Annotated in this window: 18 protein-coding genes and 1 pseudogene; 8 read left to right on the top strand and 11 right to left on the bottom strand. The window is 47.7% G+C overall.

The features are described 5' to 3' along the window. The first annotated feature begins 31 nt into the window (after positions 1-31). From MKX34_RS01445 to MKX34_RS01430, 4 genes are read left to right on the top strand one after another with little or no spacing between them, the layout of a single operon-like run. A complete protein-coding gene (locus MKX34_RS01445) occupies positions 32-1,378 on the top strand; it encodes an ABC transporter substrate-binding protein (protein ID WP_081382605.1) in 1,347 nt (448 codons plus the stop codon). Positions 1,379-1,393: 15 nt separating this feature from the next. Then, positions 1,394-2,182, top strand: a complete 789-nt coding sequence (locus tag MKX34_RS01440; RefSeq protein WP_076297244.1) for an HAD family hydrolase — start codon at positions 1,394-1,396, stop codon at positions 2,180-2,182. Between the two features lie 11 nt (positions 2,183-2,193). Next, a complete protein-coding gene (locus MKX34_RS01435; RefSeq protein WP_038574002.1) occupies positions 2,194-2,520 on the top strand; it encodes a multidrug efflux SMR transporter in 327 nt (108 codons plus the stop codon). A 51-nt stretch (positions 2,521-2,571) separates the two neighbouring features. Continuing rightward, entirely contained in the window at positions 2,572-3,441 is an 870-nt protein-coding gene (locus tag MKX34_RS01430; RefSeq protein WP_076297243.1) for a metallophosphoesterase, read from the top strand. Between the two features lie 94 nt (positions 3,442-3,535). Here MKX34_RS01430 and MKX34_RS01425 read toward each other — a convergent pair whose 3' ends face one another. From MKX34_RS01425 to MKX34_RS01395, 7 genes and pseudogenes are all read right to left on the bottom strand, one after another. Beyond that, positions 3,536-3,985, bottom strand: a complete 450-nt coding sequence (locus MKX34_RS01425) for a hypothetical protein (protein WP_036687301.1) — start codon at positions 3,983-3,985, stop codon at positions 3,536-3,538. A 33-nt stretch (positions 3,986-4,018) separates the two neighbouring features. After that, entirely contained in the window at positions 4,019-4,936 is a 918-nt protein-coding gene (locus tag MKX34_RS01420) for an ATP-binding cassette domain-containing protein (protein ID WP_280513446.1), read from the bottom strand. Then, the gene (locus tag MKX34_RS01415; RefSeq protein ID WP_036687296.1) at positions 4,929-5,948 is read right to left on the bottom strand and encodes an ABC transporter ATP-binding protein; all 1,020 of its coding nucleotides are present in this window, start codon (positions 5,946-5,948) and stop codon (positions 4,929-4,931) included. The genes MKX34_RS01420 and MKX34_RS01415 overlap by 8 nt, the downstream gene beginning before the upstream one ends. Before the next feature lie 15 nt (positions 5,949-5,963). After that, positions 5,964-6,809 (bottom strand): ABC transporter permease, encoded by an 846-nt coding sequence (locus tag MKX34_RS01410; protein ID WP_036687295.1) that lies wholly within the window; start codon positions 6,807-6,809, stop codon positions 5,964-5,966. 4 nt (positions 6,810-6,813) lie between these two features. After that, positions 6,814-7,764 (bottom strand): ABC transporter permease, encoded by a 951-nt coding sequence (locus MKX34_RS01405; protein ID WP_036687292.1) that lies wholly within the window; start codon positions 7,762-7,764, stop codon positions 6,814-6,816. 69 nt (positions 7,765-7,833) lie between these two features. Beyond that, on the bottom strand, positions 7,834-9,450 hold the full coding sequence (locus MKX34_RS01400; RefSeq protein WP_076141416.1) for an ABC transporter substrate-binding protein: 1,617 nt from the start codon (positions 9,448-9,450) through the stop codon (positions 7,834-7,836). A gap of 127 nt (positions 9,451-9,577) precedes the next feature. Continuing rightward, positions 9,578-9,738 (bottom strand): annotated as a pseudogene (locus tag MKX34_RS01395) (peptidylprolyl isomerase); the annotation flags it as partial. A gap of 434 nt (positions 9,739-10,172) precedes the next feature. Here MKX34_RS01395 and MKX34_RS01390 point away from each other — a divergent pair. Beyond that, positions 10,173-11,750, top strand: coding sequence for a glycosyltransferase (locus tag MKX34_RS01390; protein ID WP_076297242.1), 1,578 nt, complete (start codon positions 10,173-10,175; stop codon positions 11,748-11,750). A 56-nt stretch (positions 11,751-11,806) separates the two neighbouring features. Here MKX34_RS01390 and clpB read toward each other — a convergent pair whose 3' ends face one another. From clpB to MKX34_RS01375, 3 genes are all read right to left on the bottom strand, one after another. Beyond that, complete coding sequence (gene clpB / locus MKX34_RS01385) at positions 11,807-14,449, bottom strand: ATP-dependent chaperone ClpB (RefSeq protein WP_076297241.1); 2,643 nt, start codon at positions 14,447-14,449, stop codon at positions 11,807-11,809. Between the two features lie 1,230 nt (positions 14,450-15,679). Continuing rightward, on the bottom strand, positions 15,680-16,702 hold the full coding sequence (locus MKX34_RS01380; RefSeq protein WP_179089316.1) for a J domain-containing protein: 1,023 nt from the start codon (positions 16,700-16,702) through the stop codon (positions 15,680-15,682). Between the two features lie 176 nt (positions 16,703-16,878). After that, a complete protein-coding gene (locus tag MKX34_RS01375; RefSeq protein ID WP_076101144.1) occupies positions 16,879-17,352 on the bottom strand; it encodes an Hsp20/alpha crystallin family protein in 474 nt (157 codons plus the stop codon). 409 nt (positions 17,353-17,761) lie between these two features. Between MKX34_RS01375 and MKX34_RS01370 the strand changes: the two genes are divergently transcribed. Together MKX34_RS01370 and MKX34_RS01365 are read left to right on the top strand one after the other, a co-directional pair. Next, positions 17,762-19,408 carry an SWIM zinc finger family protein gene (locus MKX34_RS01370; protein WP_076107338.1) on the top strand — a complete coding sequence of 549 codons (1,647 nt, stop codon included), beginning with the start codon at positions 17,762-17,764 and terminating at the stop codon, positions 19,406-19,408. Further along, complete coding sequence (locus MKX34_RS01365; protein WP_076297238.1) at positions 19,405-22,425, top strand: DEAD/DEAH box helicase; 3,021 nt, start codon at positions 19,405-19,407, stop codon at positions 22,423-22,425. Before MKX34_RS01370 ends, MKX34_RS01365 begins: the two co-directional genes overlap by 4 nt. A gap of 49 nt (positions 22,426-22,474) precedes the next feature. Here MKX34_RS01365 and MKX34_RS01360 read toward each other — a convergent pair whose 3' ends face one another. Continuing rightward, a complete protein-coding gene (locus tag MKX34_RS01360) occupies positions 22,475-23,275 on the bottom strand; it encodes a hypothetical protein (protein ID WP_036687271.1) in 801 nt (266 codons plus the stop codon). Positions 23,276-23,802: 527 nt separating this feature from the next. On the opposite strand from MKX34_RS01360, the gene hflX reads away from it, so the two are divergent. Beyond that, the gene (hflX, locus tag MKX34_RS01355; protein ID WP_036687269.1) at positions 23,803-25,068 is read left to right on the top strand and encodes a GTPase HflX; all 1,266 of its coding nucleotides are present in this window, start codon (positions 23,803-23,805) and stop codon (positions 25,066-25,068) included. Positions 25,069-25,140 lie beyond the last annotated feature (72 nt).

The following is a 25,140-nucleotide window of genomic DNA, read 5'->3' as shown; positions in this document are numbered from 1 at the left end:
ACAATTCTATTTTAATAAGAGGAGAATGATGATGAACGTATTGAAGAGACTGTCCACCCTGTCTTTGGTTGCCGGATTTACAATGTTAACAGCTTGCGGAGGAAATGCGAATACAGGCAATGTTACAGCGGCAAATGGAGCTTCTTCCTCCCCCTCCACAGAGGCTGCACCCACACAAAATGCGCCGGTAACGATTGAATTCTGGTATGGTCTCGGCGGCAAGCTTGGTGAGAATATGGAGGCACTGATTCAGAAATTTAATACCTCTCAGCAAGAGGTCATCGTCAAAGGTATCGCGCAGGCAGACTACACGGAAACCGAACAGAAGCTGCAAGCAGCTATCGCTACAGGAAAAGTGCCTGCGGCTGCTCTCTCCTCCAATGTAGATTGGGCCCGTAAAGGATATTTCGCTCCGATAGACGAGCTTATGGCACTGCAGCCAGATTTTAATAAAGAGGATTTTGTCCAAACCTTTCTAAATCAGGGCCAGATTGATGGTAAGCAATACTTCCTGCCGATGTATGGAACAACGCAGGTCATGTACTATCGCAAAGATGTTTTTGAGAAGAATGGGATTGATGCGAGCACACTAAAGACTTGGGAAGATCTAGCTGCCGCAGCTGCGAAAATGACAGTGAAGGACGGCGGCAAAACCACCCTTTATGGTTGGGAGCCTATGTGGGGTTCAGGGAACATGATTGATGCCGTACTCAGCAAAGGAGGCACTATCCTTAGTGAGGATGGAAAACAAGTTATGGTCGACTCTAAAGAGTGGATTGAAACCTGGGATTTGTTCCGCAAGTGGATTCACGAGGATAAGATCATGCGAATTCATTCCGGCGGTCAAGGCTGGGAGTATTGGTACAAGACGATTGACGATGTAATGAAGGGTCAATCCGCAGGCTACACCGGCTCCAGCGGCGATCAGGGAGACTTGGACTTCAGCATTGTTTCGGCTATGGAGCAGCCAGGCTGGGCAGGGATCGGTGAGGGCAAACCCGTAGCCCAAGCACTTATGGCCGGCATTCTATCCAAAGCTAACGACAGTGAAAAGGAAGCAGCTATGAAATGGCTAACCTACTTCACAAATGCTGAGAATACTGCGTCCTGGTCCATTAATACGGGATATATTTCGGTGCGCCAATCCGCATTGCAAGACCCGGCATTTGTGTCATTCAGCGAAAGCAATCCACAGATTAAGGTCCCATTGATGCAAGCTTCTCATGGTTCTGCACCTTTCCAAGACCCAACTGGCGGCAAAATTAACGATGCGTTGACAATCGCCGCAGATAAGGTGCAAATTGAGAATATCCCAGCAGCACAAGCACTTAAGGAAGCACAAGAAACGGCACAAGCAGCGCTTGATAAATTAAAATAAAGGGCGGTGGACTTCATGTCTGAGCTCATCACTCCACAAGGCAGATACGCTGTAGCAGCTATTCTATTCGATAAGGATGGTACGCTGCTCCAGTTCGTATCCCTCTGGGGCAGCTGGGGTGAATGTTTTTTAGAGAGATTCACGAAGTATATGAAGGAAAAAGGACTACAGATTGCAGAAGAGCAGCTCCCTGCATTAATGGGAACTATACACAATGCCCAGGGGAGCATTACCGATTATGATCGCAACGGACCGCTGGCTATGGGGACTATGAGTGATCTTTATGCCATTCTGTCATGGCAGGGTTATCTGCAAGGTTTATCTTGGGCGGAGTCCATGGAGCTTGTCCATCAATGCCGTCTCGAAGCGGATGTTATGTTAGAAGAGAAACGCCCTGTTCACTCCCTTCCGGGACTTCATCGTTTTCTTGATGAGTGCGTGAGTGCAGGCATCCCTCTCGCCGTGGTGACCGCAGATGAAACAGAGGCCGCAGACAAACATCTCCAATGGCTGGGCATACGGCATTATTTCTCCGAAGTAATTGGAACAGATCTTGTGGATCAGGGTAAACCTTTCCCCGACATGGTGCAGCTGGCCTGCAAAAGGTTAGCCGTGGAACCCGCGTACACAGCGGTTATCGGCGATACTAACGGGGATATGCGAATGGCTAAAGCAGCGGGTGTACAGGTAGCTATCGGCCTAGCAGAAAGCGAAGGTACTAGTGCTTCAACACATATTCTCCCGGATGCAGATCTCATTGTACAATCTTATGCTGAGCTCAGAATTGAGGTTACTTCCCTGTGAGAATAGAAGGAATGTGGGCATGGATGTTTCTGACGCTGGCTATTGTGTTCGAACTCTCAGGGACCATCTCAATGAAAATATCTCAGGGGTTCACCCAGCTCTGGCCTTCCGTGCTTATGTTCCTGTTCTATGGAGCCAGCTTCACCTCCCTGAATTATGCTCTCACCTCGATTAAGGTAGGCGTAGCTTATGCGATATGGTCAGGAGCGGGAATCATTCTGATTTCCTTCATAGGAACCCTGTTCTTTGAAGAAAAGCTAACCCTATCCTCACTACTATGGATAGCCGTCATCATTGTCGGGATCATAGGACTGAACATTAGCGGCAAGACGCATTAGCGAACAGCAACAGTATTGGATAGGTTCATAGATGAAGGAGGATGCCCAAACATGAGTACGAACACATCACCTGAAGATAAACCAGTTATCACCTTTCAGATCATTACGGATACCCATGTCACTGCTGACTGCAATCATGAGTACAATCTTAACTTCGAGCTGGCACTCCGTGATATAGCAGCGCATGGAGAAGGCAGCAGCGGGATTATGCATATCGGTGATGTCACAGACCACGGCTTCCCTGCTGAATACGAAGAAATGCTTCGTATCCTCAAACAATATAAAAACGACCTGCCCGAGATTACCTTTACCTTAGGCAATCATGATGTGGGGCTCGGAAATTGGGAATCACGTTTAGGAATGTATACGTCACAGACCGGAATGTCCGGACCCTATCATGATCACTGGATCAATGGCTATCATTTTATTTTGCTAGGGACGGAGCAAGGATTACCCAAGTTCTGTGATCTCTCCTCTGAGCAGCTTGATTGGCTGGAGCATAAGCTTGGAGAGCAAGCTTCACCAGAGCAGCCTATCTTTCTCTTCCTGCATCAACCGCTTAAAGACACCGTAGCCGGATCACTGGAATCGCAAGATTGGTATGGTGTCACACAAGATAAGGAATTAAAAGAAATTCTGTCGAGATATCCCCAGACCTTGTTATTCACTGGACATACCCATTGGGAGCTGGAGGTAAACAACACTATGTTCCCTGGCCATGGAGAGATCGCAACGATGTTTAATGCTGCTTCTGTCGCCTATCTTTGGACTAATGAAGATAAACATAAGACGGGCAGCCAAGGCTTCTATGTGGAAGTGTATAGCGATAAAGTGCTTGTCCGGGGCAGAGATTTTAAGACAGGAAGCTGGATTGAGGCTGCACAATATGAGGTAGCTTACCCAGCGGTAAGCGTATATTAATGATAAGCATTTAAGCGAGAAATATAACAAAAAAAACGATTGTGCACAGGGAGTCCTTCCCCGCAACAATCGTTTTTTACTGTAGCTATTCAGCTTATCGTCCAATGGGCGCAATCCGGTAGACAGCTGTATCTCCATCCGCTGCCTTCGTATCGCTCTCGATCTGCCAACCGAAGGACAACACAGAGGCCAAACGTTCCTTCTCGGCCAAGGTTAAAGCCACCTCAGCGGCTTCCTTACCTTCCTCAAGCTCCAGAGCCGCTTCTTTGCCCAGAGCTACCCATATCCAGCTGCGAATCCCACGAATCGTATTGTATTTGATCTGATAGCCTGTCTTCACCGCTTGCCCGAACAACTCCGGCTGCTCTGACTGCAACGCGGTCAGCTGCTTATAATCAAATTGGTATTCGCTCTCGTCAACGGGCAAATCGCCCTCTGCCACTTTACGAAGAATATCCTCATCAGACCACCCCAAGGAGCGGAGTGATTCCACCAATAACGCATCCCACTGGGATAACTTTACCCGGTTTAAGTTCTCTGACATTCTGATCCCTCCCAATCTATATATAGAGTCTAATCATACCGTAAAATCATAAGCAACATAATGGCCCGGGCTTACTTCCTGTAGTGTAGAAGTCTCAGCTCTGCCGTACTCTTGCGAGTATCCGTCTAAAATAATTCTCTGATTGGCCCGCCGGGGATCCGTCTCCAAGATGGAAGACAGCAGCGCCTTTGTATAAGGATGAATAGGATTATCGTACAGCTCATCACTTTCGGCTACCTCTACTAGTCGACCGCCATACATCACGCCGATCCGGTCAGAAATATGCCGTACCATCGACAGATCATGTGCGACAAAGAGATAGGTCAAGCCAAATTCGGACTGCAAATCCTCCAGCATGTTCACTACCTGGGCCTGGACAGACACGTCCAGCGCTGAGATCGGCTCATCACACACGACAAACTCAGGTCTTACGGACAATGCTCTGGCAATCGAAATCCGCTGGCGTTGTCCACCGCTGAATTCATGCGGGAAGCGGTAGAGATGTTCTCTTTTTAAACCTACCTTTTCCAGCAATGCCGCAACAGCTTCTTTGCGTTCTTCACCTTCGTGGATGCCGTGGATTTTCATAGGCTCACTGATCAGATCAAGCACATTTAAGCTTGGATTAAGTGAAGAATAGGGATCTTGGAAGATCGACTGAATGCGTCTGCGAAAAGGTTTTAACTGCTTCTCTCCAAGCTTGCTCAGCGGCTGCCCGTCAAAAGACACTTCACCGTCTGTGTAATCATATAAGCGCAGCAAGCAGCGTCCAACCGTGGACTTGCCGCTTCCTGACTCTCCAACCAGCCCAAAGGTCTCTCCCTGACGAATCTGAAAGCTTACGCCATCTACTGCCTTAAGCACCGATGTATCGCGTCCCCACATATCCTTGCCTTTGGAGAAATGTTTTTTGAGATTATTTACGTCCACTAGAATCTTATTGTCACTCAACCGAACCGCTCCCTTCAACGCCAGCTACGGCTGGAGTCTCCTGCACACCATCTGCTAACCAGCACATCGAACGGTGACCGGGCGATAATTCGATTACCGGAGGACGTTCGCTGCAACGGGCAAAAGCATTAGGGCAACGCTCCATAAAGGGACAGCCAGAAGGAGGATTCAACAAATCCGGAGGTGTACCTTCGATTGGAATTAGACGTTCACGCGATTTGCCGTCACGTTTCGGAATCGAGCGAAGCAGACCTTTCGTGTAAGGATGCTGTGGGCGATAAAAAATATCCTCCACCGTACCTTCCTCCATCACTAGTCCACCATACATTACGATAACCCGTGTACATACCTGAGCCACCACACCCAAATCATGGGTGATCAGTGCTATAGCTGTACTGGTATTATTTTTTAGCTCTTTAAAAAGATCAAGAATTTGGGCCTGTATCGTTACATCAAGCGCAGTTGTCGGCTCATCCGCAATCAATAGCTCTGGCTGGCAGGAAAGAGCCATGGCGATCATGACCCGCTGCCGCATCCCGCCGCTGAATTCATGCGGATACTGCTGCAGCCGCTGCTCAGGATTATTTATACCCACCTGCCGCAGGATACTTGCTGCTTCTTTGAACGCTTCTTCCTTATTTAAGCCGCGATGCCGCCGGATGACCTCCGTAAGCTGCTGGCCGATTTTTTTCACAGGATTAAGAGAGGTCATGGGATCCTGAAACACCATCGCTATGCGGTTGCCACGCAGTTTTCTCCACTCTTTTTCCGAAAGGTTAGATAAATTCTCACCACGAAAATTGATATTTCCAGCGATAATTTTACCCGGAGGTGTAATCAACGACATAATCGCCTTCGCAGTTACACTTTTCCCGCTTCCGGATTCACCAACAATCCCTACCGTTTCTCCAGCATCTATATGAAAGCTAACGCCACGAACTGCCTGATTCTCCCCATCTCGAGTTTGGAAGGAAACCTTCAAATTCTCAACAGACAATAGCCGTTCCGTCATGATGTCTTCACACTCCTATCTTCGGATCAGCTTCGGTTCAAAGCCAACCCGCAAAATATCGCCCAGAACATTAAAGCTCAGAACCGTTAATAGTATCAATAACCCCGGGAACAATGCCAAATAAGGTGCCTGAGCGATATATCCCTGTGCATTGTTAAGCATACTGCCCCAAGTGGCATTCGGAGGTTGTACCCCGAACCCAAGGAAGCTTAGGGACGACTCCATCATAATCGCGGAAGCGATATTATTCGTCGCACCTACAATCACAACAGGTACTAGCCCCGGAAGAATATGACGCCAGATAATTCCGAAGTTGCTCTGGCCGGAAGCTTTTGCATATAGTACATATTCCCGTTCTTTAATCGTCATCGTCTCCGCACGAATCACACGGGCAATGTTCATCCACATTAATAGAGCAATAATTAAAATGATGTTTCCTACACTCGGCTTCAGAAATACGCTGAGCAGCAGCAGCACAAGGAAAGATGGAATGGACATCACTACATCAAGCATCCGCATCAATAGATTATCAATCCATCCGCCAAAATATCCACTGATTACGCCCACCGTCACACCTATACCCGTGGCAATGATCATTGAAGCAAAACCAACTAGCAAAGATACCCGGCCGCCATACAAAGCTCGGGCAAAATAATCCCGGCCGTAATCATCCGTACCAAACCAATGATCCGCTCCGGGCGCTTTCAAACGTGCCAAAACATCCATTGCATTCGGATCATGTCCGGACAAAAAAGCAAATATAGAGCCTAGTGTGAAGACGATTAAAGTAATGAGGGCTGCGACACCCAATTTATTCGTAAATAGCTCATCTCCAACACTTTTCCATTTACTGCGATTCATGAGGTCACCTCGTCAATTTAATTCGTGGGTCCACGAAGCTATATAGAATATCCGCGACCAGATTGCCGATGATCAGCATTAAAGAAGAGAACAAAGTTATTCCCATAATTACGGGATAATCCATCCCTTTAACCGCAGTCATCCCTAAAGAGCCAATACCCGGCCATGAAAATACCGTCTCCGTTACAATTGCACCCGCCACCAGATCACCCATCGACATCCCGAGCAATGTAATTACTGGCAACAGTACATGCTTAAGCACGTGACGGAACAGAATCGTTGTCTTGCTGGATCCAAAAGCATATTGAATCTGCACATACTCTTCTTTTAGCTGTCCAATCGTACTAGAGCGGATGTATCGTACGTAACCGGCCAGAAATCCAAAAGCCAATACGGCGCAAGGCAGAATACCATGCTTCAATACATCAACCGCTGATTCCACACCAATGGTTCGCATCCCCATAATAGGCAGCAGGTGCAGCTTAATTGCAAATAAGTACATAAGTAATATGGCCAGCCAAAATAAAGGTACTGAAATTCCGATATAGGATAAAAAGTTAATTAGTTTATCCACCCAGCGGTTCCGGTTAGCTCCAGCAAGCAGACCCATCGGGATCGCCAACAGAACGGCTAAGCCGATTGCACTGCCCATCAAACCTGCTGTTGCAGGTAAACGTTCTAGAATTTGCTCCAATACAGGCTGATGATTCACAAGGGAATAACCGAAATTGCCCTGCAGTACTTCTTTGATCCATATAAAATATTGAATGTAGGCTGGCTTATCCAGCCCAAGGTTATGCCGGATGCGCTCAATATCATCCGCGTGCATATTCGGCGTAACGAAGGATAGTACCGGATCCCCCGGAGCCAGCTTAATCATCGCAAAGCACACAACCGAGACAAAAAACAGCATCGGCAGGGTTTGCAGTAATCTTCGGACGATAAGTTGTCTCATACGTATATTCTCCCAGTTCTATATCGGTAAAAAAATAAGCTGGATTGACCAGCTTATTTTTTCCCGTTCTTATTTAAGGTAGATTTTCGATAAATCTTCAAAAATAACGACAGGCTTCAAGACTGCTTCTTCTAGACCGCCGTAGTTCTTGGAGACAGCTACAATAGTCTTAGTATTAGCAATTGGATAAATCGGTGCATCATCAGCAATGATCTCTTGGATCTTCTTATAGATCTCACCACGTTTAGTCACATCTGCTTCTCCTGCACCATCATTGAACAACTTATCGACTTCAGCATTATTATAATGCGAGTAGTTAGAGTCTGCAGTAGATGTATACAAAATTCTGTAAGCATCAGGATCGTAACCCATAATATAACCTGCAATCGCAAGTTCAAAATCTGTTGAATTCATATCACTGAATTTCTGACCATATGCCGAGGCATCCATATTTTGCAGTTCAACTTCAGCGCCAATGGCCTTTAGCTTTTGCTGCACGTATAGTGAAATGGCTTCCTGAGCTTTATTACCGCTCGATACAATCAATCTCAATTTCAGATCGCTAACCCCTGCCGATTGCAGAAGCTCTTTGGCTTTTTCTACATCATTATCAAAAGAAGGTACGTCATTAGTATAGAACAATGCATCCGGAGTCAAAAAGGACTTCGCCGGGTCTGCATACTCGTTAGAGGTATAAGCAGCCTGAATGATTTCATCACGACTTAGGGCTAGAGACAAGGCTTGACGAACTTCTTTTTTAGCAAGAGCACCTCTATCACTGTTTGCATTGAACAACAGGTAGGACAATCGGCCTTCACTATAAGGCAGGATTTCGAAATTGTTCGAAGCCTCAATCGTTCCAACATCCTGTGGATCTAGATATTTAATGTTGATCTCACCATTCTGAAGTGCGAGATTGGCAGCATTCGTATCTTTAGCAATCCGGTACGTTATAGAATCAAGATGTGGTTTGCCACCAAAGTAGTTATCAAATCTCTCGAGTGTAACATATTCGCCTGCTTTGTATTCTTTAAATTTAAATGGGCCAGATCCAACCGGAGCAGCATTCTTGGTGCTTTTCTCTAGATCCGTCTCATTCTCAAAAATATGCTTTGGAATCGGAAATACTTGCACTAGTGTAGCTTCAAAAGCTGGGCTGACCTGCGGAAGCTTGAACTCTACAGTCAGATCATCCACCTTAACTGCCTTAACGGGTTTATCACCGATGAATAGGTTCGCTCTCAACATGCTGTTTTGCTTCTCATCGAGGATGCTATCAATCGTGAACACGACATCGTCAGCTGTAAGCTTTTCTCCGTCATGCCAAGTTAGTCCACTTTTCAGTTTCAATGTATAAGTCAGGTTATCTTCGGAAAGTGTCAGGCTGTCTGCCAAGTAGAAGGTCTTCTCTCCGTTATTCACTTGGAACAATGGCGCGTAGAGCGCTTGGTCAATCGTCAGACTGACACGATCACCAGCATAGTTCGGATTTAGAATGACAGGATCTGCAGCGACCCCAATAATTAAGTTGCCACCATCTTTTGGTTCAGTGCTTGCTGTCGATCCTTCAGTAGCCGTAGGCGTCTGATTTGTATTTGTGGAAGCGGCGTTATTTCCCCCGGAGCACGCGCTAATCAAAAATGTTAACAAAACCAAAGTAATAACTCCAGATAATCCTTTACGCATAAGTTTCTCCCCCGTGTCTATATTGTCTTTGTTTGTTTTTTATATTGTATATCGGGATACTAGGAATTACAATGGATAGCATTTCACATTAATGTAATATTGAGGGAACTGATAATTCCGACCTTTTTCATGACTCATCCCCACGCTTTAAAGTATCCACATGGTCCATACCTGAAATGACTCTTCCGAATACAGTATGCCAAGGGTCGCAATACCCCCTTGGACAATAAATCCACGAACCACACGTTGGAAAGTCAGACCGTTATAAAAACCTTGATGGACCAGCTTCATCGTGACTACTCTCCTAAACTCTGTTCAGCCACCAATATGAGCTTCAGTCTTCGCTGTCTCTTCCGGTACGTATATTTCCTCAACATCCCCATCCAGCAGAGGTCGGTATTTACCTTTACATCATACCAGAACACATCCGCACGAGGATTCATGGCCAGTAACAGATCGATTAACTACTGAGCTTTTTGTGGTGATTTATCCATAGTCTCATTCCTGTGCTCATCTGGCTGGCATTCTTATCTAATTATCCGGTAATTGTACAGCAGATCCATAAAAATTAATATATCTAAAAAGTTCAATTTATCCAACTCTCATTTCTCATTTACTATAAGAACTTTGCGAAATAAGGATTATTACTATCTAACTGTAAATATATTGAGAACATACCTATACCTCTCGGAAGAAAGGGAGAGTCCCCCAAGGAGGCCGCAATGAATAAGACACGCGTATTAATCGGCAGCCCGATCCATCAAAAGCCCAATGTGTTGCGAGAATTTCTGAATTCCCTGCTGCGCCTGAATATCGAGCAAATCGAACTGGATTTCCATCTGATTGATGACAATGATGATGAAGCGTCCAGCCGGCTGCTCCAGGAATTCAAAAGCAAGGGTGAGCATATTTTTATTCAAAGCTCCGGCTTTCACGATGCGTACATTCGCAATGATACGACCCACTTTTGGAATTCTGATTTAGTCTGGAAAGTCGCCAACTTCAAAAACCTCATGATTAACCGAGCGCAAACCCTGAACTATGACTACCTCTTCCTGATCGACTCTGACCTCATCCTCCACCCAGATACGCTAGGACATTTAATAGGGACGAACAAAGATATTATTTCAGAAGTATTTTGGACACAGTGGCAGCCAGATACCATGTTTCAGCCGCAGGTCTGGATGCATGACGAATACAATCAGTGGGAGATACTTCCCGGCGAAAAACTGCAACCCGAGGAGATCAACCGCAGATTTCATGAATTCATAGCCAAACTCCGCAATCCTGGAATCTATGAAGTGGGGGGTCTCGGCGCTTGTACATTGATTAGCCAGCATGCGATAAAAGCCGGGGTGAGCTACAATCAGATCCGGAACATTTCATACTGGGGCGAGGATCGCCATTTCTGCATTCGTGCCGCGGCCCTTGGCATTCCACTATTTGTTGATACCCATTATCCTGCCCTTCATTTGTACAGAGATAGTGATTTGAGCAAGGTTGAAGATTTCATCAGAGAAACAACAGGGGTAAAAGCTGAATCGGCACCCACACCCATCGAGGAAAATTCCAATGAGGCTGCAGCTGCTCCTATAACCAAAAAACGCCCCAAGCTAACCCTTACCATGGTTGTAAAAAATGAAAGCGGGCGCTTCCTGCGACAGGTTCTGGAGGAACACCGCAAATATATCGATGAGGCTGTCATTATTGATGACGGTAGCACCGACAATACAGCAGCTGTCTGTCTGGAAGCACTTGACGGCATTCCCGTTCATCTCGTGCATAATACCGAATCCAAGTTCAGCAATGAAATTGAGCTGCGAAAACAGCAGTGGGAGGAAGTCCTAAAGACAAATCCCGAGTGGATTCTGAGTCTGGATGCGGATGAGATCTTTGAAACCAGCTTCGCGGAAAATATAGATACCTTGCTGTTTGCTGATGGGGTCGATCTGTTCTGCTTCCGCCTTTACGATTTATGGAACGCGAACCATTACAGGGAGGATACCTACTGGCGCTCTCATCTGAACTACCGCCCTTTTTTGCTTCGCTATAAAGAAGACTTCAACTATGTATGGAATGAATCCCCACAGCACTGTGGGCGATTCCCGGAAAATATCTTCGAGCTGTCTCATCAGCTAAGCAACCTGCGGCTCAAGCATCTCGGTTGGTCCAAAGCCGAGTTCCGGCTCGAAAAATATCTGCGTTATATGCTCCTCGACCCCGACGGCAAATACGGCTGGAAAGAGCAATATATGTCCATCTTGGATGAACAGCCTCATCTAATCCCTTGGGTGGAGTGAGGCTTACAATAAAAGGGGCGTTCACAAAACCATTAGGGTTCTGTGGACGCCTTTTTTTATTCAGAACTCTGTGGTCCATCGACTTCTGGCTTCAGAATGCTTACCGTCAGCTCGTTGCCGGATTCATCCACCTGAATAACTGATCCCTCTGCGGCTTCACCAGCAATAATCGCACGTGCCACACGTGTCTCCAAGCTGCGCTGGATGAATCTTTTCAACGGTCTTGCCCCATACACAGGATCAAAACCTTCCTTAGCGATAAAACGCACCGCCGATTCAGTTAATGCCAGCCCGATCTCCCGTTCTGCCAGACGTAGACGCAATCCATCCACCAGTTTGTCCACAATTTTCTCGATCTCACCCAGTGTCAGCGGCTTGAACATTACAATGTCATCCACCCGGTTCAGGAACTCTGGACGGAAATGACCACTCAGTTCCTTCATCACTCTATCCTTGGCAGCTTCCGTGAGCTGACCTTTTTCATCGGTGCCTTGAATCAGATGAGGTGAACCGATATTGGAAGTCATAATGATGATTGTATTCTTGAAGTCAACCATTCGGCCTTGTGAATCAGTCAGCCGTCCATCATCAAGCAGCTGCAGCAGAATGTTAAACACATCGGGATGCGCCTTCTCCACTTCATCGAGCAGCACTACAGTATAAGGCTGACGCCGCACAGCTTCCGTGAGCTGCCCGCCTTCCTCATATCCAACATATCCTGGAGGTGCGCCGACGAGACGGGAGACACTATGCTTTTCCATATACTCCGACATATCTATACGGATCATGCCATCTTCGCGGTCAAAAAGAGATACCGCAAGCGACTTAGCCAGCTCAGTCTTCCCTACACCCGTCGGGCCAAGGAACAGGAATGAACCAATCGGGCGATTCGGATCTTTGATTCCTGCTCTTGCCCGAAGCACCGCATCGGCCACCAAGCTGACGGCTTCGTCTTGGCCCACTACCCGTTCATGCAGCGTATCCTCCAGACGCAGCAGCTTATCCCGTTCGCCTTCTACCAGTCGGCTAACCGGAACGCCGGTCCAGCGGGAGACAATATCTGCGATTTCCTCTTCAGTAACAGCCTCACGTAGCAATCTTGTATCCTGATCCTGCTGTGCCGCTTCTTCCGCTGCTTTCAACTGACGCTCCAGATCAGGAATAATGCCGTAGCTCAGTTCGGCTGACTTATTAAGATCATATTCCTCCTGTGCATCGACCAGATCCTTACGTGCTTGCTCCAGCCGTTTTTTGAGGTCGCGAATCCCTTGGATGGCCGACTTCTCTTTCTCCCAGCGCGCCGTCATTCCTAGCTGCTTCTCCTTCAGGTCAGCGAGCTCGCGCTGCAATATTTCGAGTCGGCGTTTGCTGGCGTCATCAGTTTCTTTTTTAAGCGCCGCTTCTTCAATCTCCATCTGCATCAGGCGGCGGGTCACTTCATCCATCTCACCCGGCATGGAGTCTATCTCTGTGCGGATCATGGCGCAAGCCTCGTCCACTAGGTCAATCGCCTTATCCGGTAAAAATCGATCCGTAATATAACGATTGGACAATACACCTGCGGCTACCAGGGCGCTGTCATGGATTTTGACCCCGTGGTGGACTTCAAACCGCTCCTTCAGACCACGCAAAATGGAGATCGTATCCTCTACATCGGGTTCGCTCACGAGCACCTGTTGGAAACGGCGCTCCAGCGCAGGGTCCTTCTCTATATATTTGCGATATTCATCGAGCGTTGTGGCACCGATACAATGCAGCTCACCCCGGGCCAACATCGGCTTCAGCATATTGCCCGCATCCATCGAGCCTTCGGTTTTACCTGCGCCCACAATTGTATGCAGCTCATCAATAAAAAGAATAATGCGGCCGTTGCTTTCGCGAACCTCTCTCAATACCGCCTGCAGGCGTTCTTCGAATTCACCACGAAACTTCGCGCCTGCCACAAGTGAACTCATATCCAGTGAAAAAATCGTCTTATCCTTCAGACCCTCCGGTACGTCTTTGCGTACAATCCGGTGTGCCAAGCCTTCCACAATGGCTGTTTTCCCTACACCTGGTTCACCGATCAGCACAGGGTTATTTTTCGTTTTACGGGACAAAATCCGGATTACTCGGCGGATCTCGCCATCACGACCAATGACTGGATCAATCTTGCCCGCGCGAACCTCAGCTACAAGATCACGGCCGTATTTCTCCAGCACCTCATAAGTAGCTTCTGGCTCCCGGCTGGTTACCCGCTGATGTCCACGAATCTCAGCAAGCACCGACATCAGCTTCTCACGGGTCAGCCCACGGCGGACAAAAAGATCCCTTAGCTCACGATTCTCCCCGCTCGAATCTGACACCATGGCCAGCACAGCATGCTCCACAGAAACAAACTCATCCTGCATCTTCGCCGCTTCCTTCTCCGCCTGCTCCAGCAGATGAATCAGCGATTGCGAGGCGAAACGCCTTACCGTGCTTGCTCCTGACCCGCTGATGCTCGGCTTGCGTTGAAGCAATTCATCCGTGCTGCGCATCAGCTCAGTCACAGGGATATTCATCTTTTGCAGCAATCTTGGCAGCAATCCTTCTGGCTGCTGGAGCAACGCTTTTAACAGATGGAGATTATCGATCTCCTGATGACCGCTGTCTGATGCCAGCGACTGCGCCGCAGCCACTGCTTCCTGCAGCTTTTGAGTTAATTTATTGAAATCCATAGCTCTCTCACCTTTCTATTTAAGAGTGATTATATTAAATCGGCCTTTTTGGCCGGGGATAGGTTAATTTAGCGGGAATTATCCCGCTTATTTCGAGTAACTGGCTGGTTTGCTCTCATTCTACGGGATTTATACCGTTCTTTTCGAGTAACTAGCTGGTTTACGCTCGTTCTACGGGACTTTTACCGTTCTTTTCGAGTAACTAGCAGTTTTGCGCTCATTCTGTGGGATTTTTACCGCTCTTTTCGAGTAACTAGCCGTTTTGTACTCAATCTACGGGATTTATACCGTTCTTTTCGAGTAACTGGCTGATTTGCGCTCATTCTGCGGGATTTTTACCGCTCTTTTCGAGTAACTGGCTGGTTTGCTCTCATTCTGCGGGATTTTTACCGCTCTTTTCGAGTAACTAGCTGGTTTGCTCTCATTCTGCGGGATTTTTACCGTTCTTTTCGAGTAACTAGCTGGTTTGTGCTCATTCTACGGGATTTATACCGCTCTTTTCGAGTAACTGGCCGTTTTGTACTCATTCTGCGGGATTTTTACCGTTCTTTTCGAGTAACTGGCTGGTTTGTACTCATTCTACGGGATTTTTACCGCTCTTTTCGAGTAACTAGCTGATTTGCGCTCATTCTGCGGGATTTTTGCCGTTCTTTTCGAGTAACTGGCCGTTATGTGCTCATTCTACGGGATTTTTACCGTTCTTTTCGAGTAACTGGCTGGTTTGCTCTCATTCTACGGGATTTTTGCCGTTCTTTTCGAGTAACTGAACGCTTTGCGCCCAATCTACGGGATTTTTGCCGCTCTTTTCGAGTAACTGGCTGGTTTGTGCTCATTCTACGGGATTTATACCGTTCTTTTCGCACATCGAGCCCCATTCGACGCACTCTAAGGCACTTTTGCCTCTCTTTTCGCCAGACGAGCCCCATTCGTCACATTCTAAGGCACTTTTGGCTTTCTTTTCGAACAACGAGCCTGATTCAGCGCATTCTAAGGCACTTTTGCCTTTTCTTTTCGACCATCGATCCCAGTTTGGTACTTTCGAAGGCACTTTCGAAGACACTTCTTTTCCCACCATAGTGCCGACTTTCACCGTTTGAGCGAAAAGTTCTTTTATAGTTAGTGGCTAAATAAGTTACTGTTCTGCAACTAGCATTCAATTCAGCCTTTCACCAATCAGAGTTGATCACAAACGAGTGAAATCACCTCACCTCTACCTCTTCTACCTATCTATTAATTACCCACTTTCGCCTTTTGCCGCTGGGTGCCAGTGTTTTGACGTTTAGCTCTGGCTTCGAAAGGGCTGGAGTCTGCCAGCTTTCGGTACAAATTTTTCTCCGCTTCGCTGGTGGGTTCAGGGATAACAATCTCAATACCAAATAAAATATCGCCGTTCGCACCATTCTCACGTTTTAAGCCCTTGCCGGGGATGCGTAGCGTTTTACCGCTCTGAATTCCTGCTGGAATCTTCAATTTCACGGCGCCGCCACCCGGTAATGGAACCTTCACTTCTCCGCCCAATACCGCTTGCCAAGGAGCAATTTCAACCATGCCATATAAGTCAGCATCGCGAATCTCATAAATGTCATGAGGAAGAATATGAAGTGCAAGCAGCACATCGCCACCCGGAGTGTTTCCCGCGATTTTAATAATTGTACCCTCATGGGATCTGGGCGGAATGTTCACATCCACCGTTTTGTCGCTGACCTGTACTCTTACAGTGGCGCCCTTATAAGCCTGCTCCAAGGTAATATCCAGCTGCGCCTGCATAGTACTGCGGGCCTCGCCCCACGGATTGCCATTCGCACGCCCCGTTCCACTTCCCGAGAAAAAATCAAAGCCAGCCCGATCCGCCGAGCCCCGATTTCCAAAAAACATCCCGAATAAATCTTCCTCCGAAATACCAGAACCTCCCGTTGAATAAGTCCCACCGTTCCAGCTTCCACTTCCACTTCCACTTCCACTTCCACTTCCACCAAATTTTGAATCCCAAGAAGAGGCTCCACTCGCCGCCCCTCCACTAGCTCTGCCACGTTGAGCTCCATAAAGCAGCTCTTCATCATAGAGTTTTCGTTTATCCTCATTACCAAGTACTTCATAGGCTTCAGCTGCTTCTTTGAATTTCGCCTCTGCCTCAGGGGCTTTGTTAACATCGGGATGCCACTTCTTGGCAAGCTTCTGATAAGCCTTTTTAATTTCTTGTTTAGTAGCTTTTTTGCTCACGCCCAAAGCATCATAATAGCTTTTACTAGCCACTCGTGCTTCCTCCTTTCCATACCTAATCTCATACCGACCACCATTGCACTCCGAGAAAAGACGCACCATAGCCGGAATCCTCCACTACAATGCGCCTTCTATTTCATAACACTATATTAAAAGCCCGCTGCCATCTCTAGAAGACTGAGCGGAAGTCCATTCCGCTTAATTTATGCTTATTCAGACTGCGAACCGGTAGAATTAGAATCTCCGTCTTGAATCTCGATGCGTTTACCTTGCATTTTTTGCCGTTTGGGAACTTCCAGCTTCAGCACTCCATCTTTCAAAGACGCGCGAATTTCTTCCTCGGCAATATCTTGAACATAGAATCTGCGCACATATTCACCATATCGGCGTTCTCTGCGTACAATCTGATGTTCATTGTTCTCCTCGGCATTTTCTTCCTTACGTACCGCTTTTATCGTCAAATAAGGACTGGCATAATCAATGTCGATTTCTTCTTTTTTCAAACCAGGAAGTTCAGCTTCAATCAGGTAAGCCTGCTCACTCTCATGAATATCTGTTCTGAAGGACATCGTGGAACTCTTAATCGGTGCAAAAAAATCATCATTAAAAACATCATTCAAAGACTTAGCCAGCATACCAAAAGCATCATCTCTACGTTTACCAAAAGGAACCATATCAAACATTATCCATTCTCCTCTCATTGACTTTGACTTTATTTGACCTATGACCTTATTATAGTCCCCTAACTGAGGAATAACAAAACCGATTTAAGCCGATTATCGCTCAAATTCAGGCGAATTAACTGATTTCACACGAGAAAATTAGTTCTTTTTATTTATTTGACCAATTTTGACCTTTGTTTGATCTTTCGTAAATGACACCTATATAATCATGACCCAACTTGCAGTACGATTATTATATGTTCAGACCTTCCGTTCAATACAAGCCATTAGCTTCTAATCATCTCCACGCCAGCTTTTAAACGGAGTTTCCTTACGAGCTATCAAAATTTAACGATTTAAAGATGAAGCCTGCAGAAGTGATATAATGAAAGACAAATAAAGACCATTTTCGTTACAGGAGACCAATTGTATGCAACCAACCTATGCTATGGATGATACGCAGTGGAGTAAGCTCATCCAAAATGTCGCCTATTATTTCGATGATCTTACCCTCAAGCGAGGGTTCCAATATTATAAACAAAATCGAGTGCAGCCGTTTACCATGACGGAGCCTCGTAAGATTAACGCTCTAGTTGAAGGTAGAGAGGATTACCGCGTCACCATTGATCTCGACGGCTTCACCAATTGTCATTGTAATTGTCCAGTATCAGGTCATTGCAAACATATGGCTGCTGTGCTGCTGAATTATGCCGAACAACAGAATAGATCTGTACAGGTTCTGGCCAACGCTAAAGCTGCATCCTTTTTGCCCAAAATATCAAGCACAGCAACAAATGCCTCTATTGGAGCCGATGCAACTCGTCAGCAGCAAATGAAAGAGATGGCCAACCGCATTGCTGGCGGAAAAATCACGGAGTGGCGGGAGTATTTTGAATTCTGTGTCTCCCCTCTAGCCCATACCACCCGAAATCCTGAATATGTGAGTCGGGCCTTGTCTGCAATCAATAAATTCAAACCGAAAATGCTTCCGGAAACGGAGAAGCTGTTCACTCTGCATGCTCATCTTTTTCTGTTGGAAAAGCTTGCTAAGCCTTCTGCGCAATCCGTCGGTCAGGCCGCTTACGCCCCTTCTCTTGGTTATTACACACAGGTAGCGGTCTCAGAACTACAGGAAGTAATCACAGGTCTATTAAAAAAGACACTCCCGCTATCTCCCGAGCAAGAGCAGGATCTATGGCCGTATGTCATCGATACTTTATCTTATCTGCGGCGCGAGATGTTGACGGAGTCGCGGGATCGCTCACGGGATCAACCCTCTTTTTCTCTTAGCTATGATCTGCTGTGGAGAAACTGGATTTATCCAAATACAGGTGGAACTAAGCTTTACCTGAATGAAATCGAACAGCTGCAGCAAGCAGAGGGTGAATTAGGTGCTTCCCTTTCACAACATGCGTGGCTGTTAGCTCAGAGCCGTATGTATTACTATCTGATGGATGACCAGAAGGCTTGGGACTTATTGAATAAAGCGGCCGAGCGCCCGGGTCTCCATCCCGATGAGCTCATGAGCTTCACCTCTCCGCTGCTGGATGCAGGGGACTGGTCCCGTTTGGTGGGTTGGCTTGCTCAAATCGGTCCACTGCTGAGCAGCAGACTCTATAATCTCAATAGCTATTCAACCAGTTGGGAAGAAGCTGTTCGTCACCTGCCTGAAGCTGAGCCGCAAATGTGGGATACACTAGCCACCATGTTACCTATCTCTGGCGAAGTCTATGAAGAGAAGCTAATCACCTATGAGAAATGGCAGACCTGGATGGATTATCAGCTGTCCATCGGTAAACAGCCCTCCGAATTTCGTGTCAAAGACCTCCAACCGGTGGAAAAGAATGCGCCTGAGGTTCTGCTGCCCTTTTACCATCAGGCCGCCGAAAGATTTGTGCTGGATAAGAACAGACATAGCTACAAAGCGGCTGTGAAATTATTGAAACGATTATCCAAGCTGTATAAAAAGCTGAAACAAGAAGAACGCTGGGAAGAGTTCCTCACTGCCTTCGCCATTAGGCATAGCAGGCTCCGTGCGCTGCAAGAGGAGCTTCGGAAAGGAAAGCTAATACCATGAACATGCATTTACGCACGCTGACCATCCGGCTTGCATTAAGCCAGTATGGCGATGCTTTAATATTTGGAATGAATGAGCGCGAAGATCTCGTGCCGGGCTTGCAGCTTAAGCAGCGGCTTTTCGCCTGGCATGAAGCGTCTTTTTATGGTACGGAGTTAACCGTGCAGCCAGCTGGCGAAGGCGTGGAGCTAGTGATTCTTCCTGCTGAGCAGGTCATCCCCTTCTTTGCCGAGCAGAAGCTTCTGGCGCATATCGAATGGAGCTGGGAGGGCGATGCCGCCCAGCTCACAGAATTGGCGCTACTTCTGGCTATATGTCTGGAGCACAAACAGTATATTCCCGACATCTCAGCCTACCGCGCCGGGAGGCTGCAATGGACTTGGGACGAAGGGGCTCTTGCGCAGGTGGCAGTGGACAGTGACACTGCTAAGGGAGCCCTTGAGGCGCTAAATGGCGGCAGCGAATTTAGCCGCGGATTACGTGCGGCGTTCTCTGCCGCCGTATCGCAGCGCTATTACAGCACGGAGGCCGAGGCCGGCGACCTCCGCAGCGAATTCCCGCTTCTCTTCGATAGAAGCGGAGCACTTGCAGCGGGCATGGATACCGCCGCGTGGCTTATCGCCATTGGCTGGAAGGCGGACACCGCGCCTTTCCGGCCCGCGCTACAGCTGCTGGAGCCCGATGAGGATGAATCCTATTGGCGGCTGCAGCTGATCCTTCAGGACAAGCGCGATGAATCCGCGCTTGTTCCCATCAGGCTCGCCGATAACGGCGAGCCGTACGGCTTGTGGCCGGCCGCGTGGTCGGCTCACGTGCATGAACGGGCCGCGGGATGGCTGGAGCGCCTCCGCGGCAGTCTGCCGCCCGAGCGCTTCGCGGCGGGCGGCGATGTGCTGGCCGAGCCGCTCAGCGATGCCATCGCTTGGCGGTTCTTGACGGCCGAGAGCCAGCGGCTGCTGGAAGCAGGCTGGCAAGTGCTGCTGCCGGCGTGGTGGGAAGCCGCCAGCCGGAAAAAGCCGCGCCTGCGCGCAAAGATCAGCTCCGGCGAAGACAAACGCAGCGGCGGTGAGTCGCTGTTCGGTCTCGATTCGATCATCGATTTCGATTGGCGAATCTCCATCGGCGACGCGGATCTCACTGAGGCCGAATTTGCCGAGCTGGTCGCAAGAGGGGAACGGCTCGTCCGCTTCAAGGGCAAATGGGTCTCGCTCGATCCGGCTCTGCTGGCGCAGATCCAAAGAGCCATGGCGGGAATGGACAAGTCGCAAGGCTTGTCCTTCCAAGACGTGCTTCAGCTCCATTTGCTAGGAGCAGGTGAAGAGGCAGACGCTGAAGCTACGGAAGAGCAGTTGCAAGAGGATGCCGCGCGTCTGCGTCTGGAGGTAGAGCTGAACGAGCATTTGATCAGCCTTATCGGTCAGCTGGGCCAGCGCTCAGAATGGCCTAAGCCGCCCGTACCTGCAAGCCTTAAGGCGGAGCTGCGCACCTATCAGCATGAAGGATTCGCTTGGCTGACCTTTCTGCGCCGCTTTGGGCTGGGGGCCTGCCTAGCCGATGATATGGGACTAGGCAAAACAGTACAGCTCATCGCCTATCTGCTACACATCCAAGAGAACACGGATGCAAGCTCAGCCCGGCGGCAGACCGACCCACCAGGTTGGCCTTCATTGATCATCTGCCCGACCTCCGTGTTAGGCAATTGGCAGAAGGAGCTGCAACGCTTCGCGCCTTCTTTAAATGTTATGCTTCATTACGGAAGCCGCCGTCTGGACGCAGGATTCTTCTATGGCGCAGCTTCGCAAGCCGATGTGGTACTCACCTCTTATGCGACTGCCGCGCTTGACCAGGAGCTGCTGAAGGAATTCACTTGGGCGACGATCTGCCTGGATGAAGCTCAAAATATCAAAAATGCCCAAACCAAACAATCCGCTGCTGTACGTAGTTTTCCAGCACTACACCGGGTTGCCTTAACAGGGACGCCTATAGAGAACAGATTATCCGAGCTGTGGTCCATTTATGATTTTATAACCCCAGGTTATCTGGGCAGCGCCAAGTCTTTTAATGACCGATTCACGAATGCTATTGAGAAGGAACACGACGCGAAACGTACAGCGGACCTACAAAATCTAGTGAAACCTTTCATGCTGCGCCGCAAGAAAAAAGACCCTAATATACAGCTCGATCTACCTGATAAAAACGAAATGAAAACCTATGTTCATCTGACTGCCGAGCAAGCAGCGCTTTACGATCAGACCGTAAATGGACTCTTGGAACGGATGAAGAAGCTGGAAGGCATTGAGCGCAAAGGGGCAATTCTTGGAGCTCTGACCGGGCTTAAGCAGCTATGCGATCACCCGATGCTTGTAACAAAAGAGGCTATCCCTGAACTGGATACGGACAACAAGCTGGATACCAGCTTTCTTATTAACCGTTCCTCCAAACTCGAAAGACTGCTGGATATGGTCAAGGAGCTGCGCGCGGAAGACGAGCGCTGCCTGATTTTTACTCAATATGTGGGTATGGGAAAAATGCTTCAGGCGGTTCTCCAGCAGGAGCTGGGCGAACCTGTCCTTTATTTGAACGGAAGCACCTCCAAACAGGCGCGCGACCGTATGATCGAGCGGTTTCAGACACCAGCCCCTGCTGCGGAAGATGGGTCTACACGTCCAGACGCACCGCCGTCTGATCAGCCGAATGTATTCATCCTTTCACTCAAAGCTGGAGGAGTTGGCCTGAACTTAACTGCAGCCAATCACGTATTCCACTTCGACCGCTGGTGGAATCCAGCGGTGGAGAATCAGGCAACTGACCGCGCTTACCGCATGGGCCAGACTCGTGATGTCCAGGTGCATAAGTTCATCGCCCTGGGTACACTCGAAGAACGGATTGATGAAATGCTGGAGAATAAGCAGCAGCTCAGCGACAATGTGATCTCCAGCTCAGAAGGCTGGATTACCGAGCTGTCCACTGAGGCTCTGAAAGATCTCTTTACCTTGCGTAGAGACTTAAATGACTAGCAAAAGGAACATTCGCGTAGATGCGAATGTTCCTTTTTCACAAGAATAATTACCATTGCTCGGACATTTTAAAGGTGACTGCGAGATCATCCCCGCCCGAGAGGGAGTTTACCACCAATGTGACAGGTTCATCATGGAACTCGTATGAGAGTCGCTCATTAAGCAAATTGACCGCCAGATTCGCATACGCACCAGAAATCCCTGATCCTGTACCTTGCATAATAACTTTTCCACCCGTGACCGTAGTGCAGGTATAGTTCACTAGCAGTGCCGTGTCCGTGGCAGGAATATTCGTAGTCGGTGTAGGATAATTCTCGAAGGTCCCATCAAGTGTCCCGCCTGCAACGATCATATAGCGCACTGGTCTTTTGGACATAACATCTAAAGCTGCCGGTCGAATCTCAGCCGCAAGACCTTGTGGAATAGCAAAGCCGGGACGCCTCATAAAACTGATTGCTGCGAAGTCAGTCGATGTAACAGACACGTTATCACGTATTTCCGAAGTTATCCGGCTCACTTGAAACACTTCAAGATCAACGGCGGTCCATACACCGTCCACATCAACAAGAAAAACCTGAATCTTCATCTGCTCCTGCGAATATACAAAATTAAATTGGAATAAATCCTCTACCATGACATAGGTCTTGCTTAAGGTCTCCTGATATTGCAGCTCAAATAACTCTTCAACAAAAATGGCCTGGGGACTGACACTATTGGATAAGCCCGTAATATAACAAAACGCGCCAGCCGATCCATTGTTAACAACTTTGATCACTACTTGATCTATTGGCCGAGTACCGTCGACAGGTAAATTAATAATGGTGTTTGTGGACAGAACAGGCAATGTCATCACACCTCCTATATATCAATTCATATATGATATGTAAACATTGTTTAGAATTATTGGATGTAATTAAAATACAAGAGATGTTCCAGAGCCTAAATAGAGATTTGCCACTAAATAACGAATGTGGTAAACTCGACTTAACTTTTTATGAACGGAGGGTTACGTGTGATAGACTTTATCCGAGTTAGAACTTTGCGCGGCTAATTGAATAGCGCTAAAGCTCTGCCCATGTGCAGAGGACTCAGGATTGGTCTACCCATTTTTAAAGGTAACCCGATAATTTAACAACAGCGTGTAGGGAGGATTCTCTTCACCTCCATTCCTTTAAGAATTGAACATCCATAGAAGCCGATTAGCCAACTGCTGCTCGCAAGGGATCAAAGTGCCTCTTCCCTGCGACTGGACTGTTGTTTAATTCATTCTACCTATGGAAGGCCCTAACTCTGACGTCCTCTAACGAACCGTAAGCACAGGCAGATTGCCTGTGTTTTTTTGCGTTTATTATTTACTATTGGAGGATGAATAAATATATGGAACAAATACGAGAAAAAGCAATTATAGTCGGTGTCCAGCTTCAGAACGAAACGAATTTCGCCTATTCGATGGAAGAGCTGAGCAATCTGGCAGCTGCCTGTGACCTTGAAGTCGTAGGAGAGCTTAGTCAAAAGGCAAGTCGAATTAACCCCTCCCATTATATCGGGACAGGTAAAATCGAGGAATTATCGGCACTTTTAGAAGCACACGATGCTCCTATTGTTATTTTTAACGACGAACTGTCACCTTCACAGATCCGCAATTTGGAGTCCGCACTGGACCGTCAGGTCATTGACCGGACCATTCTGATCTTGAATATTTTTGCGGAAAGAGCGAAGACCAAGGAGGCACAGTTGCAAGTTGAAGTAGCCAAGCTGCAATATATGCTGCCGCGCCTCACAGGTCTTCGTGAGTCGCTGGGCAGACAAGGTGGCGGAGCTGGACTTAAAAACAGAGGTGCGGGTGAAACCAAGCTAGAGCTGGACCGCAGAAGAATTGAAGAGCGGATCACTGCTTTACAGGTTGAACTGCAGCAACAAGTAGCAAGACGTCAAATCCAGCGGAAACAACGGCATAAAAATGAAGTTCCCGTCGTCTGCCTTGTAGGCTATACGAACACCGGAAAGTCCAGCTTAATGAATGTCATGGTAGAGACTTACCATCCAGGTTCCAATAAACAAGTATTCGCCAAGGATATGCTGTTCGCTACACTAGAGACATCGGTTCGCAGCATTGAGCTGCCTGATCACAAAACCTTTTTATTAACAGATACTGTCGGATTCGTCAGCCAGCTTCCCCATCATCTGGTCAAAGCGTTCCGCTCCACTCTTGAAGAGGTTACCGAAGCGGACTTATTGATTCACGTAGTCGATATTTCCGATCCGCAGCATCAACAGCATATGGCGGTTACGGATGAGACGCTTAAAGCACTCGGCGCTGACCAGATTCCAACGATCTATGCCTATAATAAGGCTGATCTGACTGATTTGCCTTACCCGCAAATTGAAGGTGACAATGTCTACCTTTCCGCCAAGCAAAATAGTGGAATGGCTGAACTTACCGCTCTGATCCGCAGCCATGTTTTTACGGACTATGTCCAGTGCGAGATTCTGGTTCCATTTGATCGGGGTAATGTAGTCTCTTATTTCAATGAACATGCCCATGTTCAATCTACTAGCTATGAAGAAACAGGCACACGCCTTGAGCTGGAATGCAGAAAATCTGATTTCGAGAAATTCCGCAACGATTTTATTGAGCTATAACAAATTAGAAACGACGTGGTAGTCCTTAATTAAAAAAGAGGGATAGAGTTTTCAGAGTTATCTGAAGCTCTA

This window comes from Paenibacillus sp. FSL R5-0636 (assembly GCF_037974255.1).
Classification (GTDB): Bacteria; Bacillota; Bacilli; order Paenibacillales; family Paenibacillaceae; genus Paenibacillus_AQ; species Paenibacillus_AQ odorifer.
Note: the sequence above shows the minus strand (reverse complement) of the source record. Positions and strands in the feature narration are given on the sequence as shown.